Genomic DNA, 21743 nt, shown 5'->3' on the forward strand with positions numbered 1-21743 from the left:
CGGCGGCCGTCACCAGCGGCCGCCGGCCATGCGATAATGGCCCGTTATCCTGACGACGGTCCTGGCCGCCGCCCACCTCATGTCCTCTGATTCGATGCGGAACATCCGCAACTTCTCCATCATCGCCCACGTCGACCACGGCAAATCGACCCTGGCCGATCGCATCATCCAACTCTGCGGCGGCCTGCAGGCGCGCGAGATGGAAGCGCAGGTGCTCGACTCCAACCCGATCGAGCGCGAACGCGGCATCACCATCAAGGCCCAGTCCGTGTCGCTGCCGTACACCGCGCAGGACGGGCAGGTCTACCACCTGAACTTCATCGATACCCCCGGCCACGTCGACTTCTCCTACGAGGTCAGCCGCTCGCTGGCCGCCTGCGAGGGCGCGCTGCTGGTGGTGGACGCGGCGCAGGGCGTGGAGGCGCAGTCGGTGGCCAACTGCTACACCGCGGTGGAGCAGGGGCTGGAAGTGGTGCCGGTGCTGAACAAGATCGACCTGCCCACCGCCGACATCGACCGCGCCAAGGCCGAGATCGAGGCGGTGATCGGCATCGACGCCACCGACGCGGTGCCGGTCAGCGCCAAGACCGGGCTGAACGTGCGCGACGTGCTGGAGGCGATCGTGCACCGCATCCCGCCGCCGGTGCCGCGCGACACCGACAAGCTGCAGGCGCTGATCATCGATTCCTGGTTCGACAACTACCTGGGCGTGGTCTCGCTGGTGCGGGTGATGCAGGGCGAGATCAAGGCTGGCGACAAGCTGCTGGTGATGTCCACCGGCCGCACCCACCAGGTCGACAACGTCGGCGTGTTCACGCCCAAGCGCAAGGTGCTGGCGGCGCTGCGCGCGGGCGAGGTGGGCTGGGTCACCGCCAGCATCAAGGACGTGCACGGCGCGCCGGTCGGCGACACCCTGACCCTGGCCGGCGACCCGGCGAGCAAGCCGCTGCCGGGCTTCCAGGAAATGCAGCCGCGCGTGTTCGCCGGCCTGTTCCCGGTCGATGCAGAGGACTACACCAACCTGCGCGAGGCGCTGGACAAGCTGCGCCTGAACGACGCGGCGCTGCGCTTCGAACCGGAAAGCTCCGAGGCCATGGGCTTCGGCTTCCGCTGCGGCTTCCTCGGCATGCTGCACATGGAGATCGTGCAGGAGCGCCTGGAGCGCGAGTACAACCTGGACCTGATCAGCACCGCGCCGACCGTGGTCTACGAGGTGCTGAAGACCGACGGCAGCATCATCAGCATGGACAACCCGGCCAAGCTGCCGCCGGTGAACATGGTCGAGGAGATCCGCGAGCCGATCATCCGCGCCAACATCCTCACCCCCGAGGAATACATCGGCAACATCATCAAGCTGTGCGAGGAAAAGCGCGGCAGCCAGATCGGCATCAACTACCTGGGCAGCCAGGTGCAGATCAGCTACGAGCTGCCGATGGCCGAGGTGGTGCTGGACTTCTTCGACAAGCTCAAGTCGGTCAGCCGCGGCTACGCCTCGCTGGACTACCACTTCGTGCGTTTCGACACCGGCCCGTTCGTGCGCGTGGACGTGCTGATCAACGGCGACAAGGTCGATGCGCTGTCGCTGATCGCCCACCGCAGCCACGCCGACCGCCGCGGCCGCGAACTGTGCGAGAAGATGAAGGACCTGATCCCGCGGCAGATGTTCGACGTGGCGATCCAGGCCGCGATCGGCTCGCAGATCATCGCCCGCACCACGGTCAAGGCCATGCGCAAGAACGTGCTGGCCAAGTGCTATGGTGGCGACGTCTCGCGCAAGAAGAAGCTGTTGGAAAAGCAGAAGGAAGGCAAGAAGCGCATGAAGCAGGTCGGCCGCGTGGAAATCCCGCAGGAAGCCTTCCTGGCTGTGCTGCAGATGGACAAGTAGCCGGGATTGGGGATTCGGGATTGGAGATTGGCCAAGGCAGGTACGCCTGCCGCCGTCCCGCTCTTGCGAATCCCATATCCCCAATCCCAAATCCCGTTCCGAAGGAACCCGAATGAAATGGTTTGAAATCGCGCTGGTGGTCCTGACCTTCGCCACCGGCATCATCACCCTGCTGGACAAGCTGTTCTTCGCCAAGCGCCGCGCTGCGCGGGCCGGCCTGCTCGACAGCGAGCCGGTGATCGTCGACTACTCGCGGGCGTTCTTCCCGGTGCTGGCGGTGGTGCTGATCCTGCGCAGCTTCATCGCCGAGCCGTACAAGATCCCGTCCAGCTCAATGATGCCGAACCTGCTGGTCGGCGATTTCATCCTGGTCAACAAGTTCTCCTACGGCTTCCGCCTGCCGATCACCAACCAGAAGATCATTCCGGTCGGCGAGCCCAAGCGCGGCGACGTGGTGGTGTTCAAGCCGCCGCACAAGCCGGACGAGAACTGGATCAAGCGCGTGATCGGCCTGCCGGGCGATCGCATCGGCTTCCACGGCGACACCCTGTACATCAACGGCACGCCGATGAAGTACAAGGTCATGGGCGAGTACGTCGGCAAGGGCAAGGGCGCGGAAATGACCGGTGCCACGCTGCTCACCGAGTACCTGCCGGGCCGCACCCACACCGAGCTGGAGTGGATCGACCGCAACAATCCGGCCGGCCAGGGCGACTGGGTGGTGCCGCCGGGCAAGTACTTCGTGATGGGCGATAATCGCGACAACAGCGAGGACAGCCGGTTCTGGACCCAGACCCATTTCTTGCCCGAGGAGAACCTGCGCGGCAAGGCGTTCCTGATCTGGCTCAATTGCGAAGGCTGGTTTTGCAGCGGCAGTTTCGATCCGTCGCGGATCGGGACGACCATTCAGTGACTTGCGTGAGGGGAAGCGCGATGAAGCACAAGCAAAGTGGCATGACCTTGACCTCGTTCGTGATCGTGCTGGCGGTGGTCGGATTCTTCGTCTACATCGGCATGAAGCTGTTCCCGATGTACATGGAGTTCTATGCGGTGCGCTCGGCGATGAAGGGCCTGGCGACCGAAGCCGGCAGCGCCGAGATGGATCCGTCTCAGGCCAAGGCCTCGCTGTTCCGGCGCCTGGACATCAACAATTCGGACAACGTCAAGCCCGGCGACGTCACCTTCGAGCGCACCGACACCGGTGTGAAGATGCACGTGGCCTACGAAGTGCGCCGCCCGCTGATCGCCAATCTGGACGTGGTCGGCAAGTTCGACGCCACCCAGGACCTGACGACGCGTGGTGGCCAGTAAGACCATCCTGCGCGGTGACCGCATCGGTCACCGCTTCGCCGAGCCGCAGTTGCTGGCGCAGGCGCTGACCCATCGCAGCGCCGGCGCGCCGCACAACGAACGTCTGGAATTCCTCGGCGACGGCATCGTCAACCTGCTGATCGCCGAGGCGCTGTACCAGCGCTGGCCCAAGGCCGACGAGGGCGCGCTGACCCGCGCCCGCGCCGAGCTGGTGCGCGAGGCCTCGCTGGCCGCCATCGGCCGGCAACTGGAACTGGGCGAACACCTGACCCTGGGCCCGGGCGAGATGAAGTCCGGCGGCCATCGCCGCGACTCGATCCTGGCCGATGCGGTGGAGGCCGTGGTTGCGGCGATCTACCTGGACGCCGGCTTCGAGACCTGCCGCGCCACCATCCTGCCCTGGTTCGAGACCGCACTGGCGGCGCTGCCGGTGGGCAAGGTGGAGAAGGACGCCAAGACCCGCCTGCAGGAATGGCTGCAGGCCCGGCAGCGGACCCTGCCGGCCTACGAACTGATCAGCGAGACCGGCGACGACCACGCCAAGCTATTCCGGGTACGCTGCGTACTCGCCGAGCCCGCCCTGGTGACCGAGGGCGAGGGCACCTCGCGGCGCCTGGCCGAGCAGCAGGCCGCCGCCGCCGCCATCGAGCAACTGGATTCGAGCAAGTGAACGAACAAGCCACTCCCCCTTACCGCAGCGGCAGCGTGGCCGTGATCGGCCGCCCCAACGTGGGCAAGTCCACCCTGACCAACGCCCTGGTGGGCGCCAAGGTCAGCATCGTCTCCAACCGCCCGCAGACCACCCGGCACCGGCTGCTGGGCATCGCCAGCTTCCCGGCCGGTCAGTTGCTGCTGGTCGACACCCCCGGCCTGCACCGCGAGCAGAAGCGCGCCATGAACCGGGTGATGAACCGCGCTGCGCGCGGCTCGCTGGAAGGCGTGGACGCCGGCCTGCTGGTGATCGAGGCCGGGCGCTGGGACGAGGAGGACACGCTGGCGTTCAACGTGCTCAGCGACGCCGGCATCCCGGTGGTGCTGGTGGTCAACAAGGTCGACCGGCTCAAGGACAAGACCGCGCTGCTGCCGTTCCTGCAGCAGGTCAGCGAGGGCCGCAGCTTCGCCGCGGTGCATCCGATCTCCGCGCTCAAGCGCAAGGGCCTGGAGGCGCTGGTGCGCGACCTGCTGGCCTTGGTGCCGGAAGCGCCGCCGATGTTCGGCGAAGACGAGATCACCGACCGCAGCCAGCGCTTCCTGGCCGGCGAACTGGTGCGCGAGCAGTTGATGCGCCAGCTCGGCGAGGAACTGCCGTACGCGACCACCGTGGAGATCGAGCGCTTCGCCGAAGACGGCGCGCTGCTGCGCATCGGCGCGGTGATCTGGGTCGAGCGCGAAGGCCAGAAGGCGATCGTGATCGGCAAGGGCGGCACCCGCCTGAAGGACATCGGCGCCAAGGCCCGCCAGCAGATGGAGCGCCTGTTCGGCGCCAAGGTGTTCCTGGAGACCTGGGTGCGCGTGCGCGAGGGCTGGTCCGACGACGAGGCGGCGTTGAAGGCGTTCGGGTACGGGGAGTAAAGCCGGGATTCGGGATTCGGGATTCGGGATGACCAGCCTGCGGCTGTTGCAAGCCGGAATTCGGGATTTTCTGAGGGTGCGCAGCGCATCTGGCGTTTTGTAGGAGCGGCTTCAGCCGCGACAGGCTGTCCCGGTAACGCGCGTCGCGGCTGAAGCCGCTCCTTGTATCTGGACATGTCGCCCCTAAACAGGCGTCATGTCTTCCGACTGATCATCGGAGGAGGTGTGGGAGGCCCAGTCGCTCCTAAAGCTTCGAGCTTGCATCGTAGATCGGCTCCGCCCTCCACATGCTGGCCCTTGTGTGTCCGAACGGTATCCAGAGTCCGCTCCCGGGCGTGAACTCGCATCGACAAGGCAGGACCGGGCCCAGCGCCGATCATGACCCTGACACGATGGAGGAATCGCGTATGTCTCCCGTCATCGGCATCGACGTCGCCAAACGCAGTTTCGATGCGGCCATCGATCTGACCAATGGCAAGCACCGTACCAAGGCCAAGTTGTCCAACGATGCCAAGGGCTTCCAGGCCCTGCAGGCATGGCTGCAGACGCATGCGCAGCCCGATAGCTGGATCGCCATGGAGGCCACCGGCACCTATCACCAGGCGCTGGCCGAGTTCCTCCACGCACGAGGCTATCAGGTGTGCGTGCTCAACCCTGCGCAGACGGCCGCGTACGCACGCAGCCAGCTCAGCCGGGTCAAGACCGATCGCAGCGATGCCAAGCTGATCGCCAGTTATGCCCTGCGTCACCGCGAGCAGTTACGCCGTTGGCACCCTGATCCGCCGGCGCTCAAGCAGCTCAAAGCGCTGGTGCGCCGGCGCCAGGATCTGCAACAGATGCTGCAGATGGAGCGCAACCGGCTGGACGTCGCTCCGGCCCAGGTGAAGGACTCGATCCAGGTCCATTTGGCCGATCTGCAACACCACATCGCCCAGATCGAGCAGGCCATCGATGACCACATCGACCAGGATCCGACCTTGCGTGGGCAGCGCGAGCTGCTGGTGAGCATCCAGGGGATTGCCGACACCAGCGCGGCCTTGATGCTGGCCGAGCTTGGCGATGTGAGGCGCTTCGCCGATGCCGCGGCGGTGACCGCCTTCGCGGGCCTGAATCCGTGCCTGCAGCAGTCGGGCGACCGCAAAGGCCACGTCTGCATCTCGCGCACCGGCTCGCCCCGCCTGCGTGCGGGCCTGTTCATGCCGGCCCTGGTGGCCATGACCCACAACCCGATCATCCGGACGCTGAAACAGCGGCTGAGCGAACGCGGCAAAGCCGGCAAGCAGATCGTGTGCGCCGCCATGCGCAAGCTCCTGCACCTGGCCTACGGGGTTCTCAAATCGGGTACGGCGTTCGATCCGAAAAGGGGACTTGCCTGCTAGGGGGTAAGACGGTATCTACAAAGAAACGCGGCCCTTTCTTGCGTGGTCCCGTTTAACTCGGTATAGCACCGCTTCCCGCGCATCCGCACGCGTTCCGTTCCCGGGCCGCTGCTGTTGCGAATCCCCAATCCCCACTCCCGAATCCCCGCCTTGATAGAGCACGAACCCGGTTTCGTCCTGCACGCCCGGCCCTGGCGCGAGACCAGCCTGCTGGTGGAGGTGCTGAGCGTGCACCACGGCCGGCTCGGGGTGCTGGCGCGCGGCGTGCAGGGGCCGAAGAAGCAGGCCTTGCGCGCGGCGTTGCAGCCGCTGCAGTCGATCCGCTTCAGCGCGCAGCGCCGCGGCGAACTGGCGCAACTGCGCGCGGCCGAGGCGCTGGATGCGGCGCCGCGGCTGAGCGGCGAGGCGATGCTGGCCGGCTTCTACATCAACGAACTGACCCTGCGCCTGGCCCCGCGCGACGACCCGGCGCCGGACCTGTACCTGGCCTATGCGCGGGTGCGCGCACGGCTGGCGGCCGAGGCGCCATTGGCCTGGTCGCTGCGCTGCTTCGAGCGCGATCTGCTGGAGGCGCTGGGCGTGGGCTTCGACCTGCGCCACGACGGCGACGGTGAGCCGATCGACCCGGCCGCGCGCTACGTGCTCGACGCCGAACACGGACCGCGCCGGTTGTTGAGCGACCGCGGCCACGACCAGCGCAGCGGCATGGCCACCGGCCGCGCGCTGCTGGCCCTGGCCGACGACACCGAACCGGTCGCCGAGGATCTGCCCGGCCTGCGCCGCGGCATGCGCGTGGTGCTGCTGCATCACCTCGGTGGGCGCGGCCTGAAATCCTGGGAAATGGTCGAGGACTTGGCACGGCAGCGCAGCGCGGCCACCGCGGCGCCGGAGGCGGCACTCCGCGCGGCGACGCCCGACGCGGACGCCGATCCGGAGTCCACGTCCGACGCGATGGCGGAGTCCACGGCGGAAGAGGCGAAGGTGCCGCCGTCCGCGGCGTCGTGATCGTACAGGGTCGGCGTCGCGAGCGCCGCGGCCAGACGGGCACCCAGGCGACCGCACACGTCACCAGATGCACGTTTCTCTGTAGGAGCGGCTTCAGCCGCGATGGCCGTTCCCGGTAACGCCTGTCGCGGCGGAAGCCGCGCCTACGTGAGATTGGAGACGGCAGGTAGGCGAGGGCGGCCGCGGCCTGCGCCGCCCTGGCAACGTCCGGGAGCGCGCGGATCGCAACCGAGGCCGCGTTTCCCCCAGCCCAGGCGGACGCCGATCGGCATCCCCAATCCCGAATCCCCAATCCCCAATCCCGGCTTTCAGTGCAACAACGCCGCCACCGCCTCGCTGAACTGGTGGCGGGCCTGCGAGGAGGCCGGGTCGCCATGCAGTTGGCGCACAGCGCGCGCCAGGCGCGCGGCGCCGACGAAGCCGCAGCTGGCCTGCAGCCGGTGCAGGTGGTTGCGCACGGCCTGGTCGTCGCTGAGCTGCAGGGCCGAGGCGACCGCGTCGCGGGTGCCCGGCAGCTCGGCCAGGAACAGCTCGCGCAGCGCGATCAGATGCGCGCGCTCGCCGTTGAGCGCGGCCAGCGCGGTGGTCTCGTCCCAGTCCAGGGTCGGCTCGGCAGTCCCCGGCGTGCCGCCGGAGTGGCCGCGCGCCAGCAGCCGGCGCACCGATTGCAGCAGCCGTTCGGTGCTGAGCGGCTTGAGCAGCACGTCGGCGAACCCGGCATCGAGCAGCTGCGCGCGAACGGTGCCGCTGGCGTCTGCCGTGTGCGCCAGCCCGAGGGTGCCGGGGCGCTGCCGCTGCAACTGGCGCAGCAGGTCGCTGCCGCTGCCGTCGGGCAGGTTGGCGTCGATCAGCCACAGGTCGTGGGCCTGCGTCTGCGCGCGGTCGAGGGCGCTGGCGACGGAGTCGGCCAGGTCCACCTGCGCCGGCAGCGCCTGCAGGGTCGCGTCGAAGAAGGTGCGGCTGATCGGGTCGTCTTCGACGAGCAGCAGTCGCGTTACCGGGTCCTGGGTCGATGCCATGCTGAGCCTCCATGCGGCGTGGTCGCATCCCGCGCGGCGGCGCGCGTGCGTGCGCCACTTTGCCTCGCCGGCGCGGCAATCGCAAGCCGGTCCCGGCCCGGCCCATCTGCGACAATAGCCGCCCTTTTCCGCCCGCAGCCTGTTGCCACGTGGCCCGATCCAGAAACCGTCTCGACCGCACGCCCTTCCAGACCGACATCGCCGACCTCAGCCACGATGGCCGCGGCGTGGCCCGCCGCGAGGGCGACAAGGTCGCCTTCGTCGCCGGCGCGCTGCCTGGCGAGACCGTCCTGGCCGAACCGACCGCGCGCAACCGCCACTTCGACGAGGCGCGCACCGTGCAGGTGCTGCAGGCCTCGCCGCAGCGGGTAACGCCGCGCTGCCCGCATTTCGGCGTCTGCGCCGGCTGCGTGCTGCAGCACCTGGCCGAGGACCAGCAGATCGTGGCTAAGCAGCGGGTGCTGACCGAGAACCTGGAGCGCATCGGCCACGTGACCCCGCAGGCGGTGCTGCCGGCGCTGACCGGCGCGCCGTGGGGCTACCGGCGCAAGGGTCGCTTCTCGGTGCGGCGGGTGGAGAAGAAGGACAAGACCCTGGTCGGCTTCCGCGAGCAGGATCCGCGCTTCGTCGCCGACCTGTCGGTCTGCCATACGGTGATCCCGCAGATCGGCTTCAAGGTGACCGCGCTGGCGGAACTGGTCGAGAGCCTGGACGGCAAGCGCGACATCCCGCAGATCGAGTTCATCGCCGGCGACGCCGCGGTGGCGTTGACCTTCCGCCACATGCAGCCGCTGAGCGCCCGCGACCAGGACGCGCTGATCGCCTTCGCGCAACAGCACGACTTCGCCATCTTCCTGCAGCCCGGCGGCGTGGACAGCGTGCATCCGCTGTATCCGCAGGAGGTGCCGCTGTCGTTCCGGCTGCCGCAGTGGGACGTGGAACTGGCGTTCCGGCCGCTGGACTTCATCCAGGTCAATGCCGCGCTCAACGAGAAGATGATCGCGCACGCGCTGGCGCTGCTCGACGCGCAGCCCGGCGACCGGGTGCTGGACCTGTTCTGCGGCCTGGGCAACTTCACCCTGCCGCTGGCGCGCACCGTGCGCGAGGTGGTGGGCGTGGAGGGCGACGCCGGGCTGGTGGCGCGCGCGCGGGAGAACGCGCAGCGCAGCGGCCTGGACAACGCCCAGTTCTTCGCCGCCGACCTGACCCAGGACCAGCGCCAGGCGCCGTGGATGCGCCAGGGCTTCGACAAGCTGCTGCTGGACCCGCCGCGCTCCGGCGCGTTGGAGGTGCTGCAGCAACTGCCGCTGAAGCAGTTCCAGCGCATCGTCTACGTCAGCTGCCATCCCGGCTCGCTGGCGCGCGACGCCGGCTACCTGGTCAACAAACAGGGCTTCGTGCTCAAGGCCGCCGGCGCGATGGACATGTTCCCGCATACCGCGCATGTGGAGAGCATTGCGGTGTTTGAGAAGCCGGGAATGGGGAATCGGGATTAGGGATTCGTCACGGCGGCTGCGCGCGCGGTTTAAGCTTTTTCCATTCTCCTTTCCCCATTCCCGATTCCCATGGCCATCGAAATCGAACGCAAATTCCTGGTGACCGGCGACGGCTGGCGCGCGGCCGCGCATGCGGTGATGCCGATGGCGCAGGGGTATCTCAACGACCAGGCGGCGCTGGCCAGTGGGGCGCAGAAGGCGTCGGTGCGGGTGCGGGTGCAGGGCGAGGCCGCGTTCCTCAACCTCAAGTCGCGCGAGCTCGGGCACACCCGCCAGGAGTTCGAGTATCCGATTCCGCTTGACGATGCGCGCGCGCTGCTGGCGCTGTGCGTGGGCGGCCTGATCGACAAGCGCCGGCATCTTGTGCAGTACCAGGGCCACCTCTGGGAAGTGGACGAGTTCCTCGGCGACAACGCCGGGCTGGTGGTCGCCGAGATCGAGCTGGACAGTGCCGACGAGGCATTCGCCCGGCCGGACTGGCTCGGTGCCGAAGTCACCGACGATCCCCGGTACTACAACGTCGCGCTGGCGAACTGTCCATTCTGCGAATGGACGGGATTGGGGAGTCGGGATTCGGGATTGGCAAAAGCGTAAAGCCAAACGCCGCGCGCGGCCCGCTTTTGCGAATCCCCACTCCCCAATCCCGAATCCCCGCTTCTCGCAGCGATCGGGCTTATGCTTTTGCGACTCCCCAATCCCCAATCCCCGCTCATGCGCATCGATATCTGGTCCGACGTGGTCTGCCCCTGGTGCTGGATCGGCAAGCGCCGGTTGCAGCAAGGTCTTGCGTCGCTCGGCGCGGAGGCGCCGGCGCTGGAGATCCACTGGCATCCGTATCAACTGGATCCGGATGCCGGCACCGAGCCGGTGCCGTTGCGCGAGGCCTATGCGGCCAAGTTCGGTGGTGCGGCGCGCACCGAGCAGATCCTCGCGCAGACCCAGGCCACCGCGCGTGCCGAAGGTCTGCCGTTCGACTTCGGCCGCGGCCAGGTGCGGGTGACCACGCTGCCCGCGCACCGGCTGCTGTGGCTGGCCGCGCGCGAGGGCGATGTCGACGCGGTCGCCGAGGCGCTGTTCCACGCGCACTTCGCCGAGGGCCGCAACCTGGCAGAGGCGCAGACGCTGTGCGAGGCCGGCGCCGCGGGCGGGCTGTCGGTGGCGCGGGTGCAGGCGCTGCTGGACGGCGACGAGGGTCTGGACGAGATCGAGGCGGAATTGCAGCAGGCGCAGGCCATGGGCATCCGCGCGGTACCCACCTACGTGATCGATGGCCGCCAGGCGCTGCAGGGCGCGCAGCCGCCGGAGGTGTTCGCCGCCACCGTGCGCGGCCTGCTCGCTGACGCCCAGGCGGGCCACGATTGCGGCCCGGACGGCTGCGCGGTCTAGACGTCCCGCGCCAGACGTCGTCGCAGGAGGCAACGGGCCGCAAGGCCGCCTTGCGCGCGTGAACCGGGCGAACGGCAGCGCGGCGCGGCCCTGCTGCGCTGCGCTGCGCTCGCCGCGCGTGCCTCAACTCGGACGCGTTCATTACCGCGACGTGTCAGCTGACAGAGGGGCGACCTGCCGCCGACGCCGGCATCTGCGACAATGCCGGCCCACAGGCGCCTGAACCGCGCCGGCAGGAGGAATCCCCCGCATGCTCGCGATCGGCGTTGCCGGTACCGAACTTACCGCGCAGGAGCGCGACTGGCTGCAGCACGATGCGGTGGCCGGCGTGGTCCTGTTCAAACGCAATTTCGCCTCGCGCGCGCAGGTGACCGAGTTGAGCGCGGCGATCCGCGCCGCCACGCCGCGACCGCTGCTGATCTGCGTGGACCAGGAAGGCGGCCGCGTGCAGCGCTTCCGCGAGGGCTACAGCGCATTGCCGCCGCTGCAGGGTTTCGGCGCGCTGTATGCACGCGATCCTGCCGCGGCGCTGGAGATGGCCGAGCAGCACGCCTGGCTGATGGCCAGCGAGATCCGCGCCAGCGGCGTCGACCTGAGCTTCGCCCCGGTGCTGGACCTGGCCCGCGGCAACCGCGCCATCGGCGACCGTGCATTCAGCGACGATCCGCAGGTGGTCGCCGCCTTCGCCGCGGCCTATGTGCGCGGCATGCACAGCGTCGGCATGGGCGCCACCCTCAAGCATTTCCCCGGCCACGGCACCGTGCTCGAGGACACCCACGTCGACGACGCCGAGGATCCGCGTCCGCTGGAGACCCTGCGCCAAGAAGACCTGGTGCCGTTCGCCGCCGGCATCGCCGCCGGCGCCGACGCGGTGATGATGGCGCACGTGGTCTATCCGCAGGTGGCGCCGGAACCGGCCGGCTACTCGCCGCGCTGGATCCAGCAGATCCTGCGCCAGGAACTGGGCTTCCGCGGCGTGGTGTTCTCCGACGACATCGGCATGGCTGCTTCGTTCGCCGCCGGCGGCGTCGCCGCGCGGGTCACCGCGCACCTGGATGCCGGCTGCGATGTCGTGCTGGTCTGCCACCCGGAACTGGTCGAAGACTCGCTGCAGGCCGTACGCGACCGCCCGCTCAACACCGCCGCGCTGCTCGGCCTGATCGGCCGCGGCGGCCTCGGCTGGGACGGCCTGCTGGCCGATGCCCGCTACGGCCACGCCCAATCCCATCTCCTCTCCACCTTCGGAAAAACCGCCTGATGTCCACTCTCACCATCGCCCAGGCCCTGGCCCAGGCCGACCTGCTGGTCGATCGCCCGCGCATCGACCAGGCCATCGCCCAGATGGCCGACGCCATCGCCGCCGACTACCGCGGCGAAACCCCGGTCTACCTGACCATCATGCACGGCGCGCTGCCGTTCGCCGGCCAGCTGGCGCTGGAACTGGGCAGCCGTGGCCAGGACCTGCAACTGGACTACCTGCACGCCACCCGCTACCGCGGCGAGACCGTCGGCGGTGAGCTGGTGTGGAAGCACCGCCCGGCCACCGCGCTGTACGGCCGCCGCGTGCTGCTGCTCGACGACATCCTCGACGAAGGCCTGACCCTGAAGGCGGTGCGCGAGTGGTGCCTGGAGCAGGGCGCCACCGACGTGCGCATCGCCGCGCTGACGGTCAAGCGTCATGACCGCTGCGTGCCGGGGGTAAGCGCCGACTACATCGGTGTCGAGGTGCCCGACCGCTACGTGTTCGGCTTCGGCATGGACGTCAACGAGGCTCTGCGCAACTTGCCGGCGATCTACGCGATGAAGGAGTAAGCGCGCAGGCGAGCTTCGCCTCCGCCGCCGTCGTTTGCCGCTGCCGGCGCGCGTCGCCGGCGCAGGCGTTCCCTTCCGTTCGAGGATCCGCATGGACAACATCGCACTGGCCGTCATCGGCGGCACCGGCGTCTACAAGCTCGCACAGCTCGACGACGTGCAGACCCACGAGGTCGAAACGCGCTACGGCGCGCCCTCCGGCCCGGTGCGGGTCGGCACGCTGCTCGGCCATCGCGTCGCCTTCCTGGCCCGCCACGGCGAAGGCCATTCGCTGCCGCCGCACAAGATCAACTACCGCGCCAACCTTGCTGCGCTGCAGCAGATCGGCGCTACGCGGGTGCTGGCGCTGAACACCGTCGGCGGCATCACCGAGCGCTTCGGCCCGCGCGTGCTGGCCTGTCCGGATCAGCTCATCGACTACACCTGGGGGCGCATCTCCACCCTGTGCGAGGAGCCGGGCAGCGAGGTGCTGCATGTGGATTTCGGCCATCCGTATTCGCCGCTGCTGCGCAGCAAGATCCTGGCCGCCGCGCGCGTCACCGGCACCGCTCTGGTCGATGGCGGTTGCTACGCCGCCACCCAGGGCCCGCGCCTGGAAACCATTGCCGAGATCGCGCGGCTGCGCCGCGACGGCTGCGACTTGGTCGGCATGACCGGCATGCCCGAGGCCGGGCTGGCGCGCGAGCTGGGCCTGGACTACGCCTGCCTGGCGATCGTGGCGAACTGGGCGGCCGGCTGCGGCGACGCCGAGGAGATCACCCTGGCCGAGGTGCTGGCCAACGTGGAGGCGGCCTCGGTGGGCCTGCCGGAGCTGGTGGGGGAACTGGCGCGCGGGTGATTGTCTTCGCTGCGCAAGCTTTGCATACTCCGCCGGTGCGGCTGCCGCACAACCACCACCCATTCACTGCAAAAGGTCTCGCATCACCATGCCGAACGGTACCGTCAAGTGGTTCAACGACGCCAAGGGATTTGGTTTTATTTCTCCGGAAGACGGTAGCGCCGATGTGTTCGCGCACTTCTCCGCGATCAACTCCAAGGGCTTCCGCAGCTTGCAGGAAGGACAGCGTGTCAGCTACGACGTGACCCAGGGTCCGAAGGGCGCGCAAGCCTCGAATATCACGCCGGTCGAGTAAGCGCTCGCGTTGACTCGGTTGTGCCTTGAACCCCGCTTCGGCGGGGTTTTTTGTGGGAGACGTCGCCGCCGTGGCGGCGTTCGCAGACAGTGGATGCAATGAAGCAAGGACTGCAGATCGGGATCGTCGGTTACGGCACCGCGGGCCAGGCGCTGGCGCTGCTGCTGGCGCGCGACGGGCACCGCGTGCAGGTGTTCGAGCGCGCCGCCGAGCCGGGGCCGGTCGGTGCCGGCTTCCTGCTGCAGCCGACCGGCCTGCAGGTGCTGTGGCGGATCGGCCTGCTCGAGCAGGCGCTGGCCTACGGCGCGCCGGTGCACCGCCTGTACGGCGAGACGCCGTGCGGACGCGCGGTGATGGACATGCGCTATCGCGACCTGGACGCGCGCCTGTTCGGGCTGGGCATGCAGCGCGGCGCCTTGTTCGCCCTGCTGGCGCAGGCCTGGGACGGCTACGCCACCTTGCAGCGCGATACGCGCATCGTCGCCATCGACGACACGCTGCGCCGGGTGCAGGACCAGCACGGCCGCTGGCACGGGCCGTTCGACCTGGTGATCGCCTGCGATGGCTCGGCCTCGACGCTGCGTGGGCAGGTGCAGGCGACCCGGCTGGATCGGGTCTATCCCTGGGGCGCGTTGTGGTGCCTGCTGCCGCGCGGCGACTGGGCCTTCGCCGACGAACTGCGCCAGCGCTACGTGGCCGCGCGCAAGATGATCGGCCTGCTGCCGGTTGGCACGCGCCCGGGCGACGCCGAGCCGCGGGTGAGTTTCTTCTGGAGCCTGCCGACCGCCGACTTCGAGGCCTGGCAGGCGCGCGGCATGCAGCCGTGGCTGGAGGAGATCGCGCAGCTGTGGCCGCAGGCGCGCGAACGCCTGGCGCAGATCGACGCACCCGCGCAACTGGCGCGGGCCAGCTACCGCGACGCGGTGCAGCGGCACTGGTACCGCGGCCGTCTGGTCCTGGCTGGCGATGCCGCGCATGCGATGAGCCCGCAGCTGGGGCAGGGCGTCAACATGGCGCTGATGGACGCCTGGGCGCTGAGCGAGAGCCTGCGCACCGCGCCGGACATCGACGCGGCGCTGGCGCGCTACCAGGCGCAGCGCCAGGCGCACGTGGCGGTGTACCAGTTCTGGAGCCGCTGGCTGACCCCGCTGTTCCAGTCCGAGCGCGACCTGGCGGCGCGGCTGCGCGACGTGGGGATGCTGCCGGCCGGGCGCATGCCGGGTGGCCGCGGGCACATGCTGCGCGTGCTCAGCGGTACCCAGCACGGCTGGTTCGGCAAGCTGCCGCTGGCGCCGGAGTTTTTCGCGGCGTTGCAGGAGGCGATGACGCGACGCGTGGCGCTGCCGTAGGCGGCGAGATCGCGGACGCGATCGGACGCGAGCTTCGGTGACTCGTCGCGGCGACGGCGCGTGCAGAGCGCAACGCAGCGAGCGCGGTCCGGCGGCGATGGTGCCGTGGTGTCGTAGGAGCGGCTTCAGCCGCGACCGGGCGTTCCCGGGAACGCCCGGTCGCGGCTGAAGCCGCTCCTACGACAGATGGCAGGGCATCCGTGGTTCCACGGTTGTTCTGTGTTTGCACTTGCAACACTGTCGTGCCGCGATTCGCCAATCTTGTGTGGGAGGGGCTTCAGCCCCGACACCCTTCAGTTGGTCGCGTCGGGACTGAAGTCCCTCCCACACCAGGGCAGTGCAGTTGTTGCTTTGATCGTGGTCATGGGCTGCCCGGCGCGATACCTAAGCGTGGTTACCAACACTCGCGCGATGTTTGCGATTGCACTGTGGGAGGGGCTTCAGCCCCGACGCCTTTGAGTCGGACGCATCGGGACTGAAGTCCCTCCCACAGCACGGCAGCGCACCGGCCAGGTCGGTTGCAGTCACGACCATCTGCCACCGCGCCCGATCTACGCCGTCGCCACTGGAAGGGCGAAGGCCGCACCCTCCACGCAGGCGACCAGGCGCTCGCCCGGCGCCAGGACCGGGGCGACGCCGGCGGTGAAGTGCGAGAACGCCGGCAGCACGGTCATGCCGTCGCGCAGCCAGAACGCCGGCCAGCGCGGGCGAAGGCCCGGCAGTTTGGCCAGCGGATGCAAGTGTCCGCACAGCACGTGGCGCTGCGTATCCGTCACCGGATCGTGGCGCAGCACGAACGGGCCGTCCTCCACCTGCGCGCCGAGCAGGGCGATGTCCAGCCCGGCGCCGGCCAGAGCGCGGTCATGGTTGCCGGCGATCGCCGCCACGCGCAGCTGCGGATGCTGCGCGCGCCAGGCATGCCATTGGCGTTGCCAGTCGGCATCGGGCGCGGCGCCGTGCAGCACATCGCCGAGGATCCAAAGTTCCACCGCATCCTGTGCCTGCAGCAGGGCCGACAGCCGCGCCAGGTCGAGCGCGGTGCCGCCGCGCGGCAGGCCGATGCCGGCGCGGCGGAAGACGTCGGCCTTGCCCAGGTGCAGGTCGGCGATCAGCAGCCGTCGCCGCGCCGGCCAGTACAGCGCGCGGTCGCCGAGCAGGCGCATCGGTTCGCCGGCCAGCAGCCAGTCCAGTTCAGCGCGCATGGCGTTGCTCCAGTTGCGCCGCCGCGCGCATCACACGTGCCTTCCAGTCTTCGGTGCTGAGCTGGCCGCGGATGCTCTCGGCCCACAGCGGGAATGCCAATGGCGTAAGGCTGCGAGGACTGTGCAGCGCCAGTTCGCGCGCGGCGCAATCGTCCAGGGTGGCGGCGAGCCGGGTCAGTTCCATCTGGCCCTGCAACACCTCGCGCTCGGCCTGCGCCAATAGCAGGTGCTCGGGATCGAAGCGGCTCAGCACGTCGTATAGCAGGCCGCTGGAAGCCTGCAACTGGCGCAGGCTGCGCGGCAGGCGGCCGGGCAGGCTCGGCGGCAACAGGCCGGCGACGCGGGCGATCTCGCGGAACTGGCGGCGCGCCAGTTCGCCCAGGTTGAGGCTCTCGCGCAGATCCTCGAACAACTGCGCCGGACTCAGCAGCTCGCGCAGCAGCGCCGCGTCGATCGGCGCATCCTCCGCCGGCGACAGCACGAAGCCATAGTCGTTGGCGGCGAAGCTGAAGGTATTGCGCTGCCGCCGGCCCCAGCGCAGCGCCAGCAACGCGGCCAGGCCTTCGTGCACCTGGCGGCCGGCGAACGGATACACGAACAGGTGCTGGCCGTCGCGGGCGCGTACGCGCTCGGCCAGCAGCCGCTGCGGCGCCGGCAGATCCGACAGCGCGCGCTGCAGGCCGAGCAGCGGCGCCAGCGCGCGCAGTTCGGCCTCGCCGCGCGGATCGGCGAACACCGCTTCCACCTCGCGGCCCAGTTCCGAAGACAGCGGCATGCGCCCGCCCATCCATTTGGGCACGCTGCCGTCGCCGCCCTTGGCCAGGCGCACGTAGGCGGTCATGTCCTCCAGCCGCACCAGTTCCAGCAGGCGCCCGGCGAACTGGAAGCGGTCGCCGCGGCGCAGGCGGCCGACGAACTGCTCCTCCACCGCGCCGAGCCGGCCGCCGCGCAGGAAGCGCACCGCGACGCTGCCGTCGCTGGTGATGGTGCCGATCGACAGGCGATGACGCAGGGCGATGCGACGGTCGTGCACGCGGTACAGGCCGTCTTCGTCCAGCACCACCTTGCGGTAGTCCGGATACTGCGCCAGCGCGCGCCCGCCCTGCACGACGAATTCCAGCACCGCCTGCCAGGTCGGTGGGTCCAGCGCGGCGAAGGCGGCGGTGCCGCGCACTTCGGCGTACAGCGCCTCGGCGTCGAAGCCGCCGCCCAGCGCGCAGGTGATGCAGTGCTGCGCCAGCACGTCCAGCGACAGTCGCGGCGACGGCCGCGATTCGATGCGGCCATGGGCGATGGCGCGGCGCGCGGCGGCGTATTCGACCAGTTCCAGCGCATGCGAGGGCACGCACAGCACGTGGCCGGCCTCGCCGGGGCGGTGCTTGGCGCGGCCGGCGCGCTGCAGCAGCCGCGCCACGCCCTTGGGGCTGCCGACCTGCAGCACCTGGTCGACCGCGGGGAAGTCCACGCCCAGGTCCAGGCTCGAGGTCGCCACCACGCAGCGCAGGCTGCCGTCGCGCAAGCCTTGCTCGGCGGCACTGCGCAGCGCCGGATCCAGCGAGCCGTGGTGCAGCGCCAGCGTGTGCGCCTCTTCCGGCCACACCGAGGTCAGCGCCTGGTGCCACAGCTCGGCCTGCGCGCGGGTGTTGGTGAACAACAGGCTGGTGCGCACCGTGAAAAGCTTCTCTAGCACCCGCGGCAACTGCGCCAGGCCCAGGTGGCCGGCCCAGGGGAAGCGTTCGCCGACCGCCGGCGCCAGCGTCTCCAGGGTCAGCGTGCGCGGCTTGACCCCGGCCACGATCGGCGCCTGCGGCAGGTGCGGCAGCAGCACGTCGCGCGCCTCGTCCAGGTTGCCGAGCGTGGCCGACAGGCCCCAGGTGCGCAGCGCCGGCGCCCAGCCGCGCAGCCGTGCCAGGCAAAGCTGCAGCAGCACGCCGCGCTTGTTGCCGAGCAGTTCGTGCCACTCGTCGACGATCACGCAGCGCAGCGTCGCCAGTTGCGGCGCGGTATCGGGATAGGACAGCAGCAGTGCCAGCGATTCGGGCGTGGTCACCAGTACGTCGAGCTTGCCGCTACGCGCCAGGCGCTTGTCGCGCGCGCTGGCATCGCCGGTGCGCAGGCCGACCTGCCAGTCCAGGCCCAACGCCTGCGCCGGTTCGCGCAGCGCGCGCACGGTGTCGGCGGCGAGCGCACGCAACGGGGTGATCCACAGCACCTTGAGGTCGCGCTGCGCCTGCCGGCGCGTGCGCGGCGGCGAGACGGTCTTGGCAGCCGCGCTGGCGCCGTTGCCACGGGCGGGCTTCTGTTTGGCGGCGGCCGCCTGCGCCGCGGCCTGCGCACGCAGGCCCTCCAGCAACGGGCCGCCGAACGCGGCCAGGGTCTTGCCGCTGCCGGTAGGCGTGTGCAGCAGCCCCGAGCCGCCGTCCAGGTAATGCCCCCACAGCGCGCGCTGGAACGGCAGCGGTTGCCAGCCCTGCTGCGCGAACCAGGCGTACAGCGGCGCATCGGCCGGGCGCCGCCGCGCCGCCGATCCGCTCATCGCGCCAACGCCTGCAGCGTGCTCAAGCGGTCGGCCTCGGCGAACGGCTTGTCGTGGCGCCAGCGCAGGATGCGCGGGAAGCGCACGGCGATGCCGGACTTGTGCCGGCTGCTGCGATTCACCGCCTCGAAGCCGAGCTCGAACACGTGATACGGCGTCACCGCGCGCACCGGGCCGAAGCGCTCGGTGGTGTGCGCACGGATCCAGCGGTCCAGCGCCAGAATCTCGCTGTCGTCCAGGCCGGAGTACGCCTTGGCCACCGGCACCAGTTGCTCGCCATCCCACAGGCCGAAGGTGTAGTCGGTGTACAGCGTGCTGCGCCGGCCGTGGCCGGCCTGCGCATACAGCAGCACCGCGTCGATGGTCAGCGGCGCCACCTTCCATTTCCACCAATCGCCGCGACGGCGGCCGGACTGGTAGGGCGACGTCGCACGCTTGAGCATCAGCCCTTCCACGCCGCGCACGCGCGCATCCTCGCGCAGCGCCGCCGCCTGCTCCCACGTCGTCGCCTGCACCTGCGGCGACAGGGTCAGGCGCGGATCGGCGTGCGCTTCCAGCAAGGCCTGCAGCTGCGCGCGGCGCTGCTGCAGCGGCTGCTCGCGCAGGTCGTGGCCGTCCAGTTCCAGCAGGTCGTAGGCGAGCACGCGCGCCGGCGTGTCGGCCAGGGTCTTGGCGCCGGGCTTGCGGCGCTGGATGCGGGTCTGCAGCGCGGTGAACGGCAGCGGCGCATCCTCGCCCTCGCGCCACGCCAGCAGTTCGCCGTCGATCACCGCATCGCGCGGCAGCGTCGCCGCGGCGGCTTCGATTTCCGGGAAGCGCCCGTCCAGGCGTTCCTCGCCACGCGACCACAGCGCTACCTCGGCGTCGCGGCGGATCAGTTGCAGGCGGATGCCGTCCCATTTCCACTCCAGCAGCCAGTCGTCGAGGGCGCCGAGCGTGGCGGCCTCGGCTTCCAGTGGCGAAGCGAGGAAGAACGGGTAGGGCTGCTGGCGGTCGCTGGGCAGCACCTCGTCGGACAGCAGTTGCTCCAGCGCCTGCGGCGTCGGCGACCAGGCGCCGAGCATGCGCTGGGCAATGCGTGCGATGTCGATCCCCGACATCGCCGCCAGCGCCTGCTGCACCAGCCGCTGCGAAACGCCCACGCGCAACGCGCCGGTCAGCAGCTTGTTGAACAGCAGGCGCTCGTCGAAGGCCAGGCTGCGCCAGCCCGCCACCACCGCGGCGCGGCGCGCGGCGTCGTCCTGTGCGGCCACCGGCAGCAGGCGCTCCTCGATCCAGTCGCGCAGCGGTGCCGGGTCCGGGGTTTCCGCCGGATCGTCGAGCAGCAGGGTCAGGGTTTCGGCCAGATCGCCGACGTGGTCGTAGCTGTCGTCCACCAGCCAGCCGGGCAGGCCGCTTTCCTGTGCGATCCACTCGCGCAGTTCGCGGGTGTTGGCGATGCGCCGCAGTTTGCCGCCGCTGAGCAACCAGATCGCCCAGGCCGCGTCCGCCGGCGGCGCCTGCTCGAAATACGCCACCAGCGCGGCGCGCTTGTCCAGCGTCGCGGTGCTCTGGTCCAATTGCCGATACAGCGCGGCGAAGCGTTTCATTCCTCGCCACCGTAGTCGGTACGGAACGCCTCGGCGGCGACGCCGCGTTCGTTGAGCGCGCGGATGATCGCGTCGGTGTTGCCGTGAGTCGCAATCACGCGCCGCGCGCCGGTCTCGTCGATGGTGCGCAGAAGGTCGGGCCAGTCCGCATGGTCGGAGACCACGAAGCCGCGGTCGTAGTTGCGCCGGCGGCGGTTGCCGCGCAACCGCATCCAGCCCGAGGCGAAGCCGAGCTGCGCGTGGCGGAAGCGGCGCAGCCACGGGCTGCCGGCGGCCGAGGGCGGCGCCAGCACCAGTTGCCCGGCGTAGTCGGCGCGCTTGTCCAGTTCGGACACGGTGCGCGTGTCCAGCATCGCCACGCCGGCCTCGCGGTACACCGCCACGCCGGCCGCTACCGCGCCGTGCAGCAGCGCCGGCTGGTCGTCCCAGGGCTGCAGTTCGGCGAGCACGCGCTGCGCCTTGCCCAGCGCATAGCAGAACAGCACCGCGGCTTCGCCGCGCGCGCCACACTCGCGGCGCCAGGCGACGATCTCGCGCGCCACCGCGCTGGTATCCGGCCAGCGGTACACAGGCAGGGCGAAGGTGGCTTCGGTGATGAAGGTGTCGCAGCGCACCACCTCGAACGGCGCGCAGGTCGGATCGGGCTGGCGCTTGTAGTCGCCCGAGGCGACCCAGACCTCGCCATCCACTTCGATGCGTACCTGCGCCGAGCCGAGCACGTGTCCGGCCGGATGCAGCGACACTTGCGCGCGGCCGAGCGTGAAGCGGGTGCCGTAGTCGTAGGCGCGATAGGCCTGCTCGCCCAGCCGCCAGCGCAGGATCGGCAGGCCGGCGGCAGCGCAGTGGTATTCGCCCATCCCCGAGCGCGCGTGGTCGCCGTGGCCGTGGGTGATGACCGCGCGCGGCACCGGTCGCCAGGGATCGATATGGAAGTCGCCGGCGGGGCAGTACAGCCCTTCCGGGCGCAGCACCACCAGGTCCTGGGAAGCGGCATTCGGCATGGGCGCCACTGTGTCCAAGCCGGTGTGCAGGAGATGAGAATCCGCCGCGCGCGTTCGCGGCCGCGCGA

The 21743-nt window shown here is 69.9% G+C and carries 20 protein-coding genes; 15 read left to right on the top strand and 5 right to left on the bottom strand.

What is annotated here, in order from left to right:
• The first annotated feature begins 94 nt into the window (after positions 1 to 94).
• From lepA to recO, 7 genes are all read left to right on the top strand, one after another.
• Positions 95 to 1885, top strand: a complete 1791-nt coding sequence (lepA, locus tag RAB71_RS06560) for a translation elongation factor 4 (protein WP_010340594.1) — start codon at positions 95 to 97, stop codon at positions 1883 to 1885.
• 112 nt (positions 1886 to 1997) lie between these two features.
• Positions 1998 to 2798 (top strand): signal peptidase I, encoded by an 801-nt coding sequence (gene lepB, locus RAB71_RS06565; RefSeq protein WP_010340595.1) that lies wholly within the window; start codon positions 1998 to 2000, stop codon positions 2796 to 2798.
• 20 nt (positions 2799 to 2818) lie between these two features.
• Positions 2819 to 3196: a DUF4845 domain-containing protein gene (locus RAB71_RS06570; protein WP_010340596.1), complete on the top strand. Its 378-nt coding sequence runs from the start codon at positions 2819 to 2821 to the stop codon at positions 3194 to 3196.
• Positions 3186 to 3866: a ribonuclease III gene (rnc, locus tag RAB71_RS06575; protein WP_010340597.1), complete on the top strand. Its 681-nt coding sequence runs from the start codon at positions 3186 to 3188 to the stop codon at positions 3864 to 3866. The genes RAB71_RS06570 and rnc overlap by 11 nt, the downstream gene beginning before the upstream one ends.
• Entirely contained in the window at positions 3863 to 4768 is a 906-nt protein-coding gene (era, locus tag RAB71_RS06580) for a GTPase Era (RefSeq protein WP_010340598.1), read from the top strand. Before rnc ends, era begins: the two co-directional genes overlap by 4 nt.
• Positions 4769 to 5175: 407 nt before the next feature.
• Positions 5176 to 6147: an IS110 family transposase gene (locus tag RAB71_RS06585; RefSeq protein WP_353940057.1), complete on the top strand. Its 972-nt coding sequence runs from the start codon at positions 5176 to 5178 to the stop codon at positions 6145 to 6147.
• A gap of 141 nt (positions 6148 to 6288) precedes the next feature.
• The gene (gene recO, locus RAB71_RS06590; RefSeq protein WP_234006665.1) at positions 6289 to 7152 is read left to right on the top strand and encodes a DNA repair protein RecO; all 864 of its coding nucleotides are present in this window, start codon (positions 6289 to 6291) and stop codon (positions 7150 to 7152) included.
• 308 nt (positions 7153 to 7460) lie between these two features.
• Here the strand turns inward: recO and RAB71_RS06595 are convergent, their stop codons facing one another.
• Positions 7461 to 8171: a response regulator transcription factor gene (locus RAB71_RS06595; protein WP_010342279.1), complete on the bottom strand. Its 711-nt coding sequence runs from the start codon at positions 8169 to 8171 to the stop codon at positions 7461 to 7463.
• A 149-nt stretch (positions 8172 to 8320) separates the two neighbouring features.
• Between RAB71_RS06595 and rlmD the strand changes: the two genes are divergently transcribed.
• The 8 genes from rlmD (at position 8321) to RAB71_RS06635 (ending at position 15347) form a co-directional block, all read left to right on the top strand.
• Positions 8321 to 9667, top strand: a complete 1347-nt coding sequence (gene rlmD / locus RAB71_RS06600) for a 23S rRNA (uracil(1939)-C(5))-methyltransferase RlmD (RefSeq protein WP_010342280.1) — start codon at positions 8321 to 8323, stop codon at positions 9665 to 9667.
• Between the two features lie 69 nt (positions 9668 to 9736).
• Positions 9737 to 10261 carry a CYTH domain-containing protein gene (locus RAB71_RS06605; RefSeq protein WP_010342281.1) on the top strand — a complete coding sequence of 175 codons (525 nt, stop codon included), beginning with the start codon at positions 9737 to 9739 and terminating at the stop codon, positions 10259 to 10261.
• A gap of 117 nt (positions 10262 to 10378) precedes the next feature.
• On the top strand, positions 10379 to 11053 hold the full coding sequence (locus RAB71_RS06610; protein WP_010342282.1) for a DsbA family oxidoreductase: 675 nt from the start codon (positions 10379 to 10381) through the stop codon (positions 11051 to 11053).
• Between the two features lie 250 nt (positions 11054 to 11303).
• Positions 11304 to 12311: a beta-N-acetylhexosaminidase gene (gene nagZ / locus RAB71_RS06615; protein WP_010342283.1), complete on the top strand. Its 1008-nt coding sequence runs from the start codon at positions 11304 to 11306 to the stop codon at positions 12309 to 12311.
• On the top strand, positions 12311 to 12865 hold the full coding sequence (locus RAB71_RS06620) for a hypoxanthine-guanine phosphoribosyltransferase (protein WP_010342284.1): 555 nt from the start codon (positions 12311 to 12313) through the stop codon (positions 12863 to 12865). The genes nagZ and RAB71_RS06620 overlap by 1 nt, the downstream gene beginning before the upstream one ends.
• A gap of 85 nt (positions 12866 to 12950) precedes the next feature.
• Entirely contained in the window at positions 12951 to 13703 is a 753-nt protein-coding gene (locus RAB71_RS06625; RefSeq protein ID WP_087943469.1) for an S-methyl-5'-thioinosine phosphorylase, read from the top strand.
• Positions 13704 to 13791: 88 nt separating this feature from the next.
• Positions 13792 to 13998, top strand: coding sequence for a cold-shock protein (locus tag RAB71_RS06630; protein ID WP_003488188.1), 207 nt, complete (start codon positions 13792 to 13794; stop codon positions 13996 to 13998).
• Positions 13999 to 14096: 98 nt separating this feature from the next.
• Positions 14097 to 15347 carry an NAD(P)/FAD-dependent oxidoreductase gene (locus RAB71_RS06635; RefSeq protein WP_010342288.1) on the top strand — a complete coding sequence of 417 codons (1251 nt, stop codon included), beginning with the start codon at positions 14097 to 14099 and terminating at the stop codon, positions 15345 to 15347.
• Positions 15348 to 15898: 551 nt separating this feature from the next.
• Here the strand turns inward: RAB71_RS06635 and pdeM are convergent.
• The 4 genes from pdeM to RAB71_RS06655 are packed head-to-tail and all read right to left on the bottom strand — an operon-like array spanning position 15899 to position 21675.
• On the bottom strand, positions 15899 to 16549 hold the full coding sequence (gene pdeM, locus RAB71_RS06640; protein WP_010342289.1) for a ligase-associated DNA damage response endonuclease PdeM: 651 nt from the start codon (positions 16547 to 16549) through the stop codon (positions 15899 to 15901).
• Positions 16539 to 19085, bottom strand: a complete 2547-nt coding sequence (locus RAB71_RS06645; RefSeq protein ID WP_010342290.1) for a ligase-associated DNA damage response DEXH box helicase — start codon at positions 19083 to 19085, stop codon at positions 16539 to 16541. Before RAB71_RS06645 ends, pdeM begins: the two co-directional genes overlap by 11 nt.
• On the bottom strand, positions 19082 to 20674 hold the full coding sequence (locus RAB71_RS06650; RefSeq protein WP_010342291.1) for an ATP-dependent DNA ligase: 1593 nt from the start codon (positions 20672 to 20674) through the stop codon (positions 19082 to 19084). The genes RAB71_RS06645 and RAB71_RS06650 overlap by 4 nt, the downstream gene beginning before the upstream one ends.
• Positions 20671 to 21675: a ligase-associated DNA damage response exonuclease gene (locus RAB71_RS06655; RefSeq protein WP_010342292.1), complete on the bottom strand. Its 1005-nt coding sequence runs from the start codon at positions 21673 to 21675 to the stop codon at positions 20671 to 20673. Before RAB71_RS06655 ends, RAB71_RS06650 begins: the two co-directional genes overlap by 4 nt.
• Positions 21676 to 21743 lie beyond the last annotated feature (68 nt).

The organism is Xanthomonas sacchari, assembly GCF_040529065.1.
GTDB lineage: Bacteria > Pseudomonadota > Gammaproteobacteria > Xanthomonadales > Xanthomonadaceae > Xanthomonas_A > Xanthomonas_A sacchari.